Genomic DNA, 15694 nt, shown 5'->3' with positions numbered 1-15694 from the left:
CGATAATCCTATCCTTTCATGACCGCTACAGGCATTAGCCTTGCTACGGGCGCAGCTATTTTTGCACCGTTAATTACCCTCACCACCTCATCAATGTTTTTATAGCTTCCAGGGGATTCCTCAATTATAGCTTTTTTTGTTGTAGCGCGCAGGTATATTCCACGTGATTTTAATTCCATTTCAACATCTTCTGCATTGAACTGCTCATTAGCCCTTTTTCTGCTCAAAACTCTTCCGGCTCCGTGGCATGAACTGGAAAATGTTATTTCCTCATTTCCTGGCATGCCTACCATCACATAGGATGGGCCACCCATGTTGCCTGGAATTATAACCGGATGGCCTGTTTCGTTAAAATATCCTGAAGAGGCATAGGCTGGCAGAGCACGTGTTGCGCCTTTCCTGTGCACCATTAACTTTCTCTTATTGCCATCTACATTATGCATTTCTGCCTTAGCCATGTTATGTGCCAGGCTATATAGTGTTTCTATTCCAAGATGTTCGAAATCTTCACCGAATATTTTTTCGAAGGCTTTTCTGATTTTATATGTAATAATCTGCCTGTTTACAAACCCGAAATTTGCAGCTGCATTCATTGCATTTATATAATCCTGCCCGGTCCTGCTATGTATGTATGCAGATATGAGCTGCCGGTCATCTTCGCTTTTAATGCTGCTGTCCTCCTCATTCAGGCGCATTAAATAGTCAGTAGCCACCTGATGCCCAAGCCCGCGGGATCCGGTATGTACCATTATGGCAAGGTTATTTTTATTATTAATCCCGAATTTCTTTGCCTTTGCTTCATCCATTATACTCTCTATGCGGTCCATTTCAAGAAAGTGGTTTCCTGCCCCCAGTGTTCCCAGTTCATTTTTGCCCCTTTTTATTGCCTTTTCACTTACGCCCGATATGTCTGAAAGCATTTTTCCATTTTCTTCCGTTCTTTCTATATCTTCCCTGGTTGCATACCCATTATTGTATGCCCATTCAATTCCGGATGACAGAATTTCATTTTCATCATCAATACTTATACGGAAACTGGATTTATAATCAATTCCTGCCGGTACAGTTTTATTTATTTCATCCAGAAGGATATTTATTTTATCGCGGGCTTCATCATAATCTATGTTAGTAGTTATAAGCGAAACACCACAATTTATATCATAGCCAACGCCACCGGGGGATATTATCCCATCATCGTAATCGAAGGCAGCCACGCCACCTATTGGGAAACCATAACCTAAATGTATATCCGGCATTGCCATTGAGCTTTTTACTATACCGGGAAGGGATGCCACATGCATTACCTGTTTTATGGGTTCATCGTCGGTAAAATTTCCAAGAAGATCCTGACTGATATAAATAGTTCCTGGAACACGCATATTGCCGGTTCTTGGTATTTCATACCGGTAATCATCAATTTTTTTTACCTGTACCATTTATGCTAAATTACATTATCAAACATAACTGTTTTCCAGCATCAGATAATCGTAAATAGGAAAAATTAATAAAATAATAAAGTAATAAGGGCTAAATGGTTAAGGCTTTTGACATAAATAATTTTAATGAACGGAAGCAATTCGAAATACGACTGCAGATTGCGTTGCTGCATAACACGCTGAAAATTAAGGCAAATTCAAAAAACCCTGACAAATATGATGAGTATATTGAGGAAAGGATTGAGAAGATACGTGCCCTTGTTGATACCACAGCAAAGTTTACAATAACAGACAAGGATAAGGTTATTTATAGCTCTGAAACCATCAAAAATTCCTAAATTTGGTTATTTTAAAAAGTAATAAATAATGCCTTGTTATTTGTTACCATGAATGACTATTCGATTTTTAAGGAAATCCGGGAAAATATAGAAACCCTGGAACGGCATATGACTATAATTAAAACATTGCTTATGGAACAGCCATTGGGTATAATTAAAATGTCCCAGCAGACGGGGATACCGGAACATAAAATCAGGTATTCCCTCAGAATTCTGGAACACGAGGGAATTATTGAGGCATCAAGGGAGGGCGCTATTCTGACCTCTGATTTCCTGGGTAATAAGGATCAGATACTGAAAGCTGCAAGGGAAAGTTCCGAGGACATAGAGAAGATTTACAGGGAATTGAAAAACATTTTAGAATCATCATGATATTAAAAAGAGACGGGGCAGTTGAAAATTATGCCATAAGGAGAGGAGTCCCTGAGGATGCCAAGGGAATTATAGAATGCATGCAAAGCGTCATGGATGAAAAAATTTACCTTGTGAGTGAATATTATTTATTGACAGAGCGGGGAGAACGGGAAAGACTAAAGAATAAGGATGACCTGACACTTGTCTGCGAGTTGAATGGCAAAATTGCCGGGGTGACAACAATCCAGAGGGGCATGTACAGGAAAAACAGGCACGTTGCATCCCTGGGAATTGCAATAAGAAAAGAATACCGGCATATGGGCATGGGTACAGGGATGATACGGGATGCAATTTCATGGTCAAAGCAGCAGGGTATAGAGAAAATAAACCTTGAGGTATTTTCCAGTAACGTCCACGCAATTCAGGCTTACAGGAATCTCGGGTTCCAGTATGAAGGTGTAAGGAAGCGGCAATTTCTGATTGGCGACAGGTATGTTGATGATGTGCTGATGACATATTTTACATCTGGGTGGAATGGAGATTAGGCTTATGCTGTCTGACATAAACATTTAAATTTATCAATCTTATCAGCAATTTATAATGGAAAATCAGAAACCTGTAAATATTCTTGCAAAATACTTTTTCATATTTATAGGTTTTACTATACTCCTGTTTATTATTTATAAATTTGTTCCGGTCATCATATTAAAAAAAGATTATCCCGGAACTTCCATCAACGCCCTTGGATTGCATGAAAATGATTTTTTCCAGTATTTTTATTTTCTTTATGCCCTTATCACCGGAAAAATGGGAAACGTGAATACTTTGATTTATTCAGGCACAGTAAAAAGTGCAGTCTCAATTATTCTTCCTGAAACAATATTTTTCCTGGTTATCACATTCCTTATATCATATGCACTTGCCTATCTGATTGGTTTCTACTCAGGAACAGCATTCAGAACGGTAAGAAGGTTAAGCATGAGCATATTTCCGCTGCTATTTCTTTACATGGTATCAGGGCTTACGCTCGTTACTGTCTTTGCAGGAATCATGGGGTGGTTTCCCTCAGGTAGCATACTCTCAATACATTCAATTATAGGGCATAGCTGGATTTCATATTCCGGGCAGGGGCTATTTATTACATCCCCGACAAACATAATTATTCTGGATAGCCTTATACACCATTCACCTGTTGTGTTATTTGATTATCTGAAACATATGGTAATGCCATTTATAGCCCTGTTAGTGCCAACCACCATATACCTTAGTGTATATATAAGCCATGAAGCATCTATAGTGTACAACAGCAGTTTCATGAGGGCCGGAACAACAAGGGATGCGTTCAGGGATAATTACATATTATATGTAAAAAGGGGCATTCGTTCCAGGCTTCTTGAGGAATTAAAACCGGTATTCCTCATATTTATTGGCGGGCTGGTTCTTATAAGTTTCGTTTTCTCATATATGAACCTCGGGGAGTTTGCAGTTTATTCGTTTATGAATTATAATTTCGGGTTTATGGGGGGGCTATACAGTGTATTTATGCTTGCTATAATAGTAATTATATTTGATGCCATTATAGATTTGCTGAACAGGGAGGTCAAACATGCGGATTAATTTAAGGCGGGCCTTGATATTTATAAGTTCTCTGGTGATCTTTCTTTATTTGCTGGTCTTTGTTCTGGATATTGTATATCCAGAGTATCTTGGTGTCCATAATCTCAGCACACTCCTTTCATTCAGATACGGCAATGGTATTGCACCACACTCGCCTTCATTATCCTCTGGATGGGAATTATACCTTGGAACAACATATGACAGCATAATGCTATTGCCCGCCCTTCTTGGTTCATTAAAATTTGATTTCACGGTGATGCTTGCGTCATTATTGATTTCATCCGTAGCAGGAATCGCAATTGGCTTTACAGCAGCAAAAATTGGGGGGGGTTACAGAAAAGCCATAATTTATATAACGAAGATTTTCTCCAGTGCCCCATATATACTGGTTATGCTTCTGGTGCTCTATGTCGCCAGGCCCATGGAGATCGGAATAATTATTGCAATTTCTACCGGATGGTCTCCATTCTACATTTTAAGGTCCATAAAATTTTTTGATGATAATACTGGAAACAGGCAACAATACAGTTATAAAAAAATTCTGGCTGGCTTTGCGCCGTATTTTATTACTGATTTAGGTGCCATTACAGGTGTGGTTACAATAATTACCTATTTCGGGTTCTATTTTCATAATCCTTTCATAGTGGATATAGGCAATATAATGTACCTCAATGGAAACATAAGCACTTTTATCCAATCCGGTGTCTGGTGGGTAATAATTTTTCCACTTGCGTTTATTACAGTGTTTATTGGATTTGCTGCGCTTTTAAGCTATGAACTGAACGGGGGTACGGACGATGCCACAATATGATAATCAGGAAAATGAAAATTCTATTTCTTTCAGGGAATTTAGCATAAAATTAAACGGAATCACTGAGATAGAAAACCTGAATATTGATCTGGGATGGGATTGCGATGTGCTCTTATATTCCAGAAATAGGAATATTTCTAGAATAACAGGGCTTTTTGTTTTTGATATATTTAACAATATGGAACCGGGTGGCAAATTGATGCACGGTGGAAGGGACATGGTTGAACTTATAACTAAAATAAAAAAGTTCAGGGTCAACGGGAACAGGATAGGGATCCTGGGGCGCTTACTGGGCGATATATTTCCCATACCGCCTGATCCCTTGGATGCTTTCGATCCCGGAATAAAGATTTCCAGCCAGATACTTGATTTTGTCCCATATCAGACGAGGATTGAGGCACTTAATGCCATAATAAGGAGGGAAATGATTAAGCTTGTTGAAATAAGGGAAATTATAAAAAATTTTGATGCTGCAGAAGATAAGCTTACCTATGCAATTATAAAATCACAGGATTTTGGCGTTCTCCCAAAGTATACAGAAATGTATAATATCCTTAAATCAGAATCGAAAGATAGGGAAAATTTGCTAGCAGCTCTGATGATAGGTGAAAAAACCGGTGTTAATCTGGCTGATATGGTTATGTTGAGGAATTATTACAGATACAGGTTAACTCTTGACGGGCTTAATGGAGAAATTTGTGAATGCAACGTAAATGGAGAATCATGCCATAAAATCCATAAGAAGAGGGAGTCCGTTATGAAAAAGGGAAGGAAGGATTTCAATTTTATGAATTTTAAGGTTGCAAAATCATACAGTGAAAATATTTTAAAAATTGAAATTATTAATCTGGTTAAAAGTTATATGAACATTACAGGCATTCAATATGAAGAAGGCATCTATGACATATTTCCCACAGATGCAAATATTTCAGACCTCTACAAGCTTTTGACCTGCCTTGCGTTTCTAACAGGAAAAAGTGTTATAATTGCCGATATTACCCTTAATCCAGGTCATGCAACAGAAATTGTTGAATTCATAAAACGGCTTAAATCGATACAGAATATGGCATGCCTGTATATCTGTACAGATGATGAAGTTGCTGAAAACAAAAATAGAATATTTGACAGGGTTATAAGGGCATAGGGCTACATCGAAAGCCTGTTGAAAATAACAATTCCCTGGCTATCGAATGTGCCGTTCCCGGCAGTTATATAATTTTGCAGGTAAAGCTTCGTATTTATGCTCCTGGAGGTATTTATGTACAGATAAAGGCTGTTCATAAGTGATTTTGTTTTATTGAGATTGGTCTGGTTATAATTCATAACTAAGCTGGATATATTGGAATTTAACTGGCTCATAATAATTGACTGGTTCATATGGCTTGCAGCAAATGAATAATTGCTGAATCCATTATTGTAGGCGTGGGTATAGTTCATAGTGCTGCCCAGGTAACTATAATATGCGGATAAATTCATGTTTTCTGCAGTTATAGTTTCATATATAGGCATAGGGTTCAATCCTGAATATGTGTATTCATTGAAGAACGACACTGGCTCTGTAACAATGGAAAAACTGGAGCTATTATTTGTCATTTCCTTAAGGTTCGCGGCAAATTGGGACAGATTTGGACCGGAAACCAGCGGCATGGCAAATATAGGGATCTCCAGCGGTTTGTTATTATACTTCCCGGAGGGATCAATATGGAACCTGCTCGAGGTAGTTGTATTGCTAATAAATGACTTCCACAAAGCCTCCGCGGATGTTAAATTATTTCCAGGATAGGCTTCCATGAAAGCCTCTCTGACAGTTATGTTAGAAAATAAGTTTGCGGGGAAATTTACCTGGTCTGTATATTTTCCCAGAATAGTTTTATTTACATTGGCATTAAAGTCGTATATGGTTGAAACGTTATAGGAATTATTATATGGTTTAACAGTTGTTAAATATGAAGTATATGGATATGTATCAGGGAAAATAGCCAGCTGGGAAGTATTAAATCTTAAATCCTGATAAATAGATGAATACTGGCTTATGTAATCAATTGTAACTGAATTTATTGTAGGAACGCTGTTATTGGCATTTCCAATGAAAAACGGGTTTCTTACCATTGTGATGTATTCACCCGGAACTGAAGATAATATCATATAGGGACCATCTGAAATGGCACCCGACATTGCATATGTTTTATTGCTGTTCTCAAACGCCCTAACCCCTGCTGGCGACAATGTTAAATTTTCACCGTTCTGCACTAAATAAGAATATGAAGATATAAATGTCCCGGGAGAAGAAAGTATGCTGAATACTGTATCTGGTTGAAGTTTTGCTGTAAAATTCAGGGTGACAGTCTGTGTGGAATTATTATATGCTATTGCATTCTTTATATTTGTATAATTATCTGTGCTATGGTAATTCCCAGGCAAGAGATACTGGGCAAGTAGCCATCCAGGGGTCTGTGGCTCTTTATTTTCCAGAAGGAGGTCCATAACAAGTGAATAATAAACATCGTAAGCAGTTACCGGTTGCCCTGTAGAAAATTTAGCCTTGCTGCTTATATTGAAAGTATAGCTCTTCCCATGTGGGGATGGGAGGGAAGCAGCAATTTCAGGGAAGTACCCGGAACTGCCATTTCCCACAAGGGTTTCCTCTATATTGCCAAGTATTTCAAGTTCAGATGTTGTATAAGCTTCCTGGGGATTAAGATTTGCGTATGGCGTAAGGCTATCCATCACTATTGAATTGTTAACGGTATTAATATATAGTTTCGCGGCTGGATTTACCGGAATATCCATGTAATAATAAGTTGTATAATTTGTTCCGGCCTTATTGCCTGTAATAGTTGAAAGTTTTAGCATATAATATCCGGTATTAACTGTAAGTGTGTCATTATTTCCAGGAGAAAGTGTTTTATTTAAACCCCCATTTTTATAAACATACAATGTCTGGTTTACTATTGTAAATGTTGAATTTGAGGGGTTTCCTGCATTGCTGATATTCATTCCTATAGTTGTGTTATTGCTATATATATTAGAGTTTGCGACTACAGGAGAAATAGAGCTTTTCAGGATTGTGAGTGTCCCTTCCGCCGTTCTATTGCCGGTGCCTGCACTTTCAACATAAACAGGGATGTATGTGTTGAATTCCTCCGGCCCTGATGTAAAATTTGCTATGTAGTATATATAGTATATGCCAGGACTATCATACATGTGCGATACTGATACTGTTTCCTGTGTATAATTTAATGCTGTACTGTTGCCGTCTCCCCAGAAAATTGTCAGCGTTTTATAGGGCTCATTTGCTTTCAGTGATATGGTATAGTTACTCCCGGTTTTCAGATAATTTGGAGCGGTATCCACAGAAATATCAGGAGATTTAGATTCAGGGTGTAATAGAGAAAGGACCCCTAATGATGATATTATAAGTACGAGAACTATAATTACAGCATACCATTTTTTTCTTGTAGACCTTGGTTTTTTTGGATAAGTCTCGGGATCTGGCATGCTGGATTTCATGCAGACGTTATTTAAAATTGGATAATTAAGGTTTTCTAATAGTGGCATATATACATGGCCAAAAGGCCGGCAAAGGCTCCGGGTACACAGGATAAATTAACAGAGGCAGGAGGAGAAACCGGCTGTATGCTATAATATCGTTAACATCAGGTTGCGTGGCTTTACAGATACCTGGAAAATATAATAATCATGATTATTTATTTTATAAACCAGCTGACCATAATATGTTCAACTATGTTATATAAGAAATTAATGTTATTTATGCCGGTTATATACGCCTTACAATAAATTCTTATTCGCATATTGCTGCATAAACCTGCATTCCAGTATATATAATACAAAATAATATAAATGATTATATTATCCAATTTTATGAGTATTAAAGCTGTTGTTATGGCAGGCGGGAAGGGTACCCGCTTAAGGCCTATAACATATTCAATTCCAAAGCCTGTAGTTCCAATTGCTGGCAAACCATGCATGCTGTATTTGCTGGACTCTTATTACAATGCCGGAATAAAAGATGTTATAATCACAACAGGATATAAATTCAGTTCGCTGATAACAAGCATTATAGAAAACAGGCATAATGACCAGGCTATACTCTTCTCAGTAGAGAAAGAACCCGCAGGAACAGCTGGAAGCGTAAAAATGGTCTCAAATTTTATAGATGATACTTTAATTGTTGGAAGCGGAGACATACTTTCTGATTTTAATATTTCAGATATAATAAATTTTCATAAAAAAAATAAGGCAATGGTAACAATAGTCTTAACTGAAGTAGAAGATCCGAGGCAATTTGGAATAGTGGAAATGGAAAATAACAGGATTGTTAGATTTTTGGAAAAACCGGACAGGGACCAGACATTTTCCCATATTGCCAGTACGGGAATTTACGTTATAGAACCGGAAATTCTGGATTATATAACAACAATGCCCTATGATTTTGCCAAGGACCTGTTTCCGGAACTTATGAAGAGAAACATAGATATATATGGTTATATGGGAAAGGGTGTGTGGCTTGATACTGGAAGGCCTAATGACCTTATAACTGCAAACCAGATTATGGTGGAGAAATATGGCAAATTAAGCGATGGGGATTTGATAAAAGGGAAGAATATAATACTTGATATGGCAGGAATCCATAATACCGGGATAGAGAAATGTTATATAGGAAGAAACATAAAGGCAGGTGATAATGTTCACATCAAAGATTCAGCCCTTTATGATAACGAAAATATTGGAAATAATGTTGAAATAACAAATTCTCTGTTGATGGATAATGTTACTGTCAGGGAAAATACCAAAATCAGGAATTCTGTGATAATGAGAAATTGTGTAATAGGTGAAAACTCGGAAATCGTGGACAGCATAATTGCTCCGGATATGGATTTACGTGGAAAATCGAGAATATATAATGTTTCACTTGCATCCAAAGTTATAGAAGATGAAATGTAAATGATAGGTATAATGCTATGATGAATATTGCCACGGCAATTGATATATAAACCATCTTTTTATCATTTCCGAATATTACAGGAATCGGGCCTATCATCAGGAAACCGCCAAAATGTGATTCCTTTTCCTCTTTTTCATGTTCTGTAGTGTGTTGCATAATTAATAGGCATGTGTCATCCCCCTCATAATATTGTAATTAACAACCTTAAGAGCTAATTCCTGTATAATATACTCTATTTTCTTAGCTTTAATAACCTCTGTCATTACTCTTTTTAATCCTGAAAAATATATTTCTACAATCCACCTTTTACCATAGCTATTATTCTCCTTCCACTGTTCCATGGAATTCTTTTTTATAAATCTTACAATCTTGGCCCTTGTGGATGAACCTCTGGATTTAGTAGAGGCATTTTTCCTGGGGGGTATTACTGCATTATATCCGAACATATTGTAGATATATTTTGAATCATATCCCCTATCCCCAAATATTCTTAGAATATTATTTTTCATTTTACTCAATAGTTTTCTAGCAGCTTTAGAATCATGTGTATGCTCATCTGTTATAGTGAATGATAATACATTAACATCCTTCAATGATATTATTACATGTAATTTGAGCCACCCCTTCCTTTTCTTATGCCATTTATGGCCTAAGTAATCTCCCCTTATTGTTATTTTATATCCAGTAGAATCTATAATGCAATCCAGTTTATTGTTAATATTATTCAATTCAGGCTTAATTCTCCTTATCCTCCTGAATATTTCACTGTATGATATTGATTTTATTCCTGTTATAATCGCTAAGGATCTCAATATCCCTTCAAGTGACCTGAACGGTACATTAAATATAGATCTTAATCTCGCTAAATACATTATCAATGCATCGGGTACTTTGTATGGATGGCCTATTTTTCCACTATTCTTTTCCTCTAATAGAGTATCATAATCCTTTATAAATGACAGATCTGTAAGGTATTCCACCCTGTCTACAAGTGATTCATTATACTTTTCCCATCTTCTGTTGGAACCAATCCAGTATCTTTTTATACTTCTATTTATTTTATTATTGATTTGTGGTGTCAAAGCAAATCGCCCCTATATTTCACTATATAGGGGTTTACCTTTTAAGTTTTAAATTTATTATGGAATAATTATTAAATTAGAATGAATTATGCAACACACTACATGTTCTGGTTCTGTGTATATACCATATTCCCTATCGTATTCTTTATTCAAATTTAAAGGAAAAGAGATAAACAGTAAAATGATTCCGGAGAAAATGAGGATAAACGGGATAAATGCCAGAGGGCTGCTGCTAACTATAAAGGGAAAGAAAAGCAAAAAACCTGCCCTGGCGAGTCCTTCTACTGCTAGGGTAAAAAGAATGGCAAATCCCGATAATATCAGGAGAATTCCTGCATATAAACTATTTGAACTGCCGTTTTTCCCTTGCATTTTAATACCGCCACCTGAGTTTATAGCCGGTACATTATTTAGTCTATCATTTTAATTTTGCCATATTATGTTTAAGATAGTTCAATCAACAACATTTCTATAATTTAATTTGAAATCTGGAGCCAGGAGTATGCAACCCATATTGCTAATAAATCTAAATCCTTGTTCCACTTAAAATAAGTTATAAAATATGGAAAATTGCTGGTAAATGTAATATACAAACTAAAAACAGGATTAAAGGAAACCTGCCTTCTGCAATATTAAAAGGTCCTCGGTAGTTAGCTGCTCTCCGGCCTTGAATTTCTCATAAAGTTCAGAAGCCTTTTCCTGGAGTTCAGATTCCTTTTCCTTTCTCTTTGTGACCTTGGATTTATTCCTTATGGAATATATAGCCTTCTCCATGTCCTTGAGCTCTATTTTTGCCTTCAGGAAAGCTGCGTGTTCTGCTTCGGACTCCTGGCTATATTTAATAAATGTTTCGTGATTCTCGTCAGCGACCTTGCGAACCTCATCAAGCTTTTGGAGTTCATCGTTAATTTCATCACTGAGCTGTGAGATCCTGTTTGACAGATCTTCTATTTCCTTTTTATATTCTTCTCCTACAGTCCTTTCTTCATTGATCTTGTCAGTAAGTTCCTTTACATCGCCATTCTTTAAAAGTTCCTGCTCCCTGAGTGTTTTTGACTTTTTTATTTCATTGTTTAACCTTCTTATTTCAACAATGATTTTATTTTCTTCGTCCTTTTTCAACTCGGTTGTCTGCTGCCTTCTCTCAAGGTACTGCAACTCTTTCTCTTTAGCTTTAATGTCCTTAATATCAATATTGGTACCAAGGCTTGACCTGTACTCACGTAGCTGCTTTTTCAATTCAGAAAGATTTTTGTAATGAACTTCCTTTTCGTCCCTCAAAGTTTTAATTTTCTCAATTAACTCATTTTTTTCAGCGATTTTTTCCTTTGCGTGTTCACGCATTTCGTGGGTTTTCTGATTTAACTCATCACGGATCTTCGCGTACTTCTGGGCTTCTGCATTGGCTTCATCTCGCTTTTTAATATGGAGTTCTACTTCATCTCTGATTGCCTCTTTTTTTGTCTCAAAATCTTCCAAAAGGTCTGTCATGCTAACACTTCGATATCTTATTTCAGATAATACGGAAGGATTAGTAAAAATCCATTTCACATATATCTGCAATTAAAATTTGTATTTAAAAAGACTATATAAGTATTACTGTTAACTAACAAATACAACAATATTATAAATTTGCTTTAAAATTATATAAAATTATATAACAAATAATGATAAACAAAAATGCATGGTGGCAACATATACGACTTTGCCCGGGAAAATCAGGCAAGTTTGTCCAGTATACTGGATTTCTCAGCCAGTATAAGTGATTTTAACAGGATTAAAAATTTTATTATAAAAAAAGAATATATAGAAAACTATCCGGAGACAAACCTGGCTGCGTATAAAAAGATCCTGGCGAGCAATGAGTTTAATCCGGCTAATATTTCTCTGGTTTCAGGGCTTACAGCATTCATTCATACTTTCCTGGCATCAATTAAAGGCAATGTAATTATTATTTCTCCTTCCTTTACAGAATATCTGAAACCTCAAATTGAGGGAAAGAGAATAATTATTCCCTTTAATGTTCTAAATGGCCATCCTGAGATTTTAAGTAATTTCAATTTTGAAGCGTTATTTCTTGTATATCCTGATAGCCCTACCGGTCAGTTGATGAGTTCCAGCAGCATTTATACTATAATAGAAATTGCAATGAAGAAAAATTCAACAGTATTTCTGGATGAGTCATTCATATGGTTTGTAAATGATAGGGAAATAATAGAAAGAGAATTAATTGAAAAATATAACAATGTTATAATCGGCAGGTCCATGACAAAAATACTTTCCATTCCGGGATTAAGGCTAGGGTATATTGCATCTAACAGTACAACAATACACAATATTGAAGAGAAGCTTGAACCCTGGAGAATCAATCAGGCAGCCCTTGCATATATAGATGGGAACATACAGGATTTAAGCAATGTGGCCAGGAGCACAGAAACAGAAAGAAATTATCTTATAAAATCTCTTAAAAATATGGGTTTCCGTACTGTAGGGAAGCCAAGGGCAAACTACATAACATTTCAATTGCCAGGCAATATTGATGGCCCCCAGCTTAAAGCCTATCTAGCAGGTAAAAATATAATGATAAGGCTACTGGATGATTACAATGAGTTCGGAAGCAACTATATGAGAATAAGTGTAAAAAAAAGGGTTAAAAATAAAGTTTTAATTAACGCCTTAAGTTATTATACCGGTGACATACATGGTTAAAATGATACAGGTTCTCGGAACCTCCTCTGATTCAGGGAAAAGCACACTGGCTATGTCCCTGTGTTATTATTTCTCCAGAAAAGGCTATAGAGTTGCACCGTTTAAGGCAGTAAATATGTCCCTGAACTCCATATCTTTAAAGGATTCTTCTGAAATATCAAGGGCCCAGTGGCTTCAGGCTATTGCTGCGGGTGCAGAGCCTTCTAAATATATGAATCCGTTTCTTATAAAACCGGAAGGAATGGGAAAATCACAGATTGTAGTAGAAGGGAAATCTATAGGAAGCATGAAAATAGAAGAGTATTACAGTTACCTGAAAAATAATGCTGAAGCAATAATAAAGGGTGCAATAGATAGGCTTTCCGGTGAATATGACATTATAATATCTGAAGGTGCAGGTTCAGCTGCAGAGATAAATATGCAGGATCGTGATTTTGCAAATTCATATGTTTCCAGTATGTACGGTACCCCTGCAATTCTAATTTCAGATATTGAGAAGGGAGGCGTCTTTGCATCCCTTTATGGCACTGTAAAACTCATGCCTGATAGTAATCTTGTAAAATACCTGGTAATAAACAGGATGAGGGGAAATTCTGATATGCTTTCTCCAGGAATATTAAAGCTGGAGGAACTGACAGGAAAGAAGGTTATTGGGGTTATCCCATATTCTGGTATTTCCCTTCCAGGTGAAGATTCATTGAATTATAATAAGCCGGCTATACAGAACCATAGAATCTGCATAATAAAATATCCACATATGGAAGTTTACAGCGATTTTGACCCATTTTACCTGCTCAATATTGGATTCACATTCGTGGATAAGGACAACATTGATGCACTGGACAGATGCGATGTTATAATATTGCCAGGATCAAAACTTGTGGGTGAGGATCTTCATTATATGGAAAAATATGGGATAGCCAGCAAATTGATATCACTTCAGGCAACGAAAACAATAATTGGCATATGTGGCGGGTATCAGATGCTGGGCAAGCGGGTCATAGATAATGATAATGTGGAATCCGGGGAAAGGGAAATAAAATGCCTGGAAATACTGGATATAGATACAGAATTTAAAAATAAAAAGATTACAGGTGCTGTGAACTACACCCTGAATGATAAGATTTTTCCAGGTGGAATTCATGGAGAAGGTTACGAAATACATTATGGGTCAATAGTGAGGAATATGGAGCCGCCCCTGGCATACATTGATGGAAAGCCTGAGGGGTCTGTGCGTGGAAATATATATGGGACAAACATACACGGAATATTTGAGAATAGGGCATTACTGAATCGCCTGCTGAATATTGAGAGTGGAGATTACAGAAAAACCATGATTAAAAATATAGCTGCAACCTCAAAGCTATTTACCGGGAATATGAATATGGAACTGCTAGAAGATTTGATATTATGATTGAATTGCTTGTCCTGGCATTATTAATTTTATTCTTTTCTATTTTATTTGATGTTGTTATAGGGGAGCCTCAAAACAGGATACACCCCGTAGTTTTTATAGGCATTACAATATCAAATCTAAAAACACGGTTTATTTCAAAGAATAATAAAATAGCAGCCGGATGTTTTTTTCTTATTTCTATTATACTTATAAATACGGTTCCATTGCTTGCCGTACTGTATTTATTATACATAGCCAAAAATACTATATTGCTTATTCTTTTCGCTTTTATCTATATATATTTCCTTAAAAGTACATTTTCTATAAGGGGTATGGGAACACATGTAAACAGAATTATAAATGCACTGGAAAAAGGTGATCTGGATTCTGCTAAAAAATACACATCCTTGGTTGTCCGGAGGGACACCTCCAGTATGGATTCTGGCAAAATCGCATCTGCGGCAGTAGAAACTATTGCAGAAGGCTTTGTAGATGGATATCTCACTCCAATGTTCTTCTATGCGTTTTTTGGCATCGCTGGTGCAATGGTGGCCCGGGTTATCAATACTATGGATTCCAATATAGCATATCGTGACAATATCCACTATGAATTCGGGAGGTGCACTGCAATTGGAGATTCTATTACAAACTTTATCACTTCAAGAATGGCACCATTTATATTCGGCATCAGTGCTTTCCTTCTGGGCATTAAATACGCAAAAACCAGGATAGTAAATACAACAGACAGCCTGAATGCAGGATACAGCATGGGGGCAATGGCTAAAGTGCTTGGCATCAGGCTTGAGAAATCCGGTGAATACATAATAAATCCTGATGCAAAATCCCCCGGTGTTAATGATATAAAGAAAGCAATGCGTATATACTACCTTTCCTCAGTTTTAACCCTGCTGATATTTGTTATTCCAGTAATGCTTGTCCTGTTTGTGTTGCATATCTTTCTCTTATTCTAAATAAAATTTCCTTT

16 protein-coding genes are annotated in these 15694 nt (G+C 36.6%); 11 read left to right on the top strand and 5 right to left on the bottom strand.

The features are described 5' to 3' along the window. Positions 1-8: 8 nt before the first annotated feature. Entirely contained in the window at positions 9-1436 is a 1428-nt protein-coding gene (locus fad_RS00480) for an RtcB family protein (RefSeq protein WP_081141330.1), read from the bottom strand. Between the two features lie 95 nt (positions 1437-1531). Here fad_RS00480 and fad_RS00475 point away from each other — a divergent pair, with 95 nt between their 5' ends. The 6 genes from fad_RS00475 to fad_RS00450 are packed head-to-tail and all read left to right on the top strand — an operon-like array spanning position 1532 to position 5700. Further along, complete coding sequence (locus fad_RS00475) at positions 1532-1774, top strand: hypothetical protein (protein ID WP_081141329.1); 243 nt, start codon at positions 1532-1534, stop codon at positions 1772-1774. 48 nt (positions 1775-1822) lie between these two features. After that, positions 1823-2146 carry a transcriptional regulator gene (locus fad_RS00470; protein WP_081141327.1) on the top strand — a complete coding sequence of 108 codons (324 nt, stop codon included), beginning with the start codon at positions 1823-1825 and terminating at the stop codon, positions 2144-2146. After that, positions 2143-2673 (top strand): GNAT family N-acetyltransferase, encoded by a 531-nt coding sequence (locus tag fad_RS00465; RefSeq protein WP_081141326.1) that lies wholly within the window; start codon positions 2143-2145, stop codon positions 2671-2673. Before fad_RS00470 ends, fad_RS00465 begins: the two co-directional genes overlap by 4 nt. Before the next feature lie 55 nt (positions 2674-2728). Beyond that, positions 2729-3745 carry an ABC transporter permease family protein gene (locus fad_RS00460; protein ID WP_081141318.1) on the top strand — a complete coding sequence of 339 codons (1017 nt, stop codon included), beginning with the start codon at positions 2729-2731 and terminating at the stop codon, positions 3743-3745. After that, positions 3735-4556 (top strand): hypothetical protein, encoded by an 822-nt coding sequence (locus fad_RS00455; protein WP_081141316.1) that lies wholly within the window; start codon positions 3735-3737, stop codon positions 4554-4556. The genes fad_RS00460 and fad_RS00455 overlap by 11 nt, the downstream gene beginning before the upstream one ends. Beyond that, positions 4543-5700 carry a hypothetical protein gene (locus fad_RS00450; RefSeq protein WP_081141315.1) on the top strand — a complete coding sequence of 386 codons (1158 nt, stop codon included), beginning with the start codon at positions 4543-4545 and terminating at the stop codon, positions 5698-5700. The genes fad_RS00455 and fad_RS00450 overlap by 14 nt, the downstream gene beginning before the upstream one ends. 2 nt (positions 5701-5702) lie before the next feature. Here fad_RS00450 and fad_RS00445 read toward each other — a convergent pair whose 3' ends face one another. Then, positions 5703-8054 carry an ABC transporter substrate-binding protein gene (locus tag fad_RS00445; protein WP_196795603.1) on the bottom strand — a complete coding sequence of 784 codons (2352 nt, stop codon included), beginning with the start codon at positions 8052-8054 and terminating at the stop codon, positions 5703-5705. 384 nt (positions 8055-8438) lie between these two features. Between fad_RS00445 and fad_RS00440 the strand changes: the two genes are divergently transcribed. Then, positions 8439-9521, top strand: coding sequence for a sugar phosphate nucleotidyltransferase (locus tag fad_RS00440; RefSeq protein WP_081143130.1), 1083 nt, complete (start codon positions 8439-8441; stop codon positions 9519-9521). On the opposite strand, the gene fad_RS00435 is transcribed toward fad_RS00440, so the two are convergent. Together fad_RS00435 and fad_RS00430 are read right to left on the bottom strand one after the other, a co-directional pair. Then, the gene (locus fad_RS00435; RefSeq protein WP_081141312.1) at positions 9502-9678 is read right to left on the bottom strand and encodes a TIGR00304 family membrane protein; all 177 of its coding nucleotides are present in this window, start codon (positions 9676-9678) and stop codon (positions 9502-9504) included. The two genes, fad_RS00440 and fad_RS00435, sit on opposite strands and share 20 nt — an antisense overlap. Before the next feature lie 2 nt (positions 9679-9680). Beyond that, complete coding sequence (locus tag fad_RS00430) at positions 9681-10604, bottom strand: IS5-like element ISFac2 family transposase (protein WP_009887387.1); 924 nt, start codon at positions 10602-10604, stop codon at positions 9681-9683. Between the two features lie 181 nt (positions 10605-10785). On the opposite strand from fad_RS00430, the gene fad_RS00425 reads away from it, so the two are divergent. Beyond that, positions 10786-11031, top strand: coding sequence for a hypothetical protein (locus tag fad_RS00425; protein WP_081141310.1), 246 nt, complete (start codon positions 10786-10788; stop codon positions 11029-11031). Between the two features lie 179 nt (positions 11032-11210). Here fad_RS00425 and fad_RS00420 read toward each other — a convergent pair whose 3' ends face one another. Then, positions 11211-12095: a coiled-coil protein gene (locus tag fad_RS00420; RefSeq protein WP_081141309.1), complete on the bottom strand. Its 885-nt coding sequence runs from the start codon at positions 12093-12095 to the stop codon at positions 11211-11213. A gap of 189 nt (positions 12096-12284) precedes the next feature. Here fad_RS00420 and fad_RS00415 point away from each other — a divergent pair, with 189 nt between their 5' ends. Genes fad_RS00415 through fad_RS00405 form a run of 3 tightly spaced genes read left to right on the top strand, consistent with a single transcriptional unit; the run spans position 12285 to position 15680 of the window. After that, a complete protein-coding gene (locus tag fad_RS00415; RefSeq protein WP_081141307.1) occupies positions 12285-13313 on the top strand; it encodes an aminotransferase class I/II-fold pyridoxal phosphate-dependent enzyme in 1029 nt (342 codons plus the stop codon). After that, entirely contained in the window at positions 13306-14727 is a 1422-nt protein-coding gene (locus fad_RS00410; protein WP_081141305.1) for a cobyric acid synthase, read from the top strand. The genes fad_RS00415 and fad_RS00410 overlap by 8 nt, the downstream gene beginning before the upstream one ends. Further along, entirely contained in the window at positions 14724-15680 is a 957-nt protein-coding gene (locus fad_RS00405; protein ID WP_081141304.1) for a cobalamin biosynthesis protein, read from the top strand. The genes fad_RS00410 and fad_RS00405 overlap by 4 nt, the downstream gene beginning before the upstream one ends. Positions 15681-15694 lie beyond the last annotated feature (14 nt).

Origin of the sequence: Ferroplasma acidiphilum (assembly GCF_002078355.1) — an archaeon.
GTDB classification, from domain to species: Archaea; Thermoplasmatota; Thermoplasmata; order Thermoplasmatales; family Thermoplasmataceae; genus Ferroplasma; species Ferroplasma acidiphilum.
Note: the sequence above shows the minus strand (reverse complement) of the source record. Positions and strands in the feature narration are given on the sequence as shown.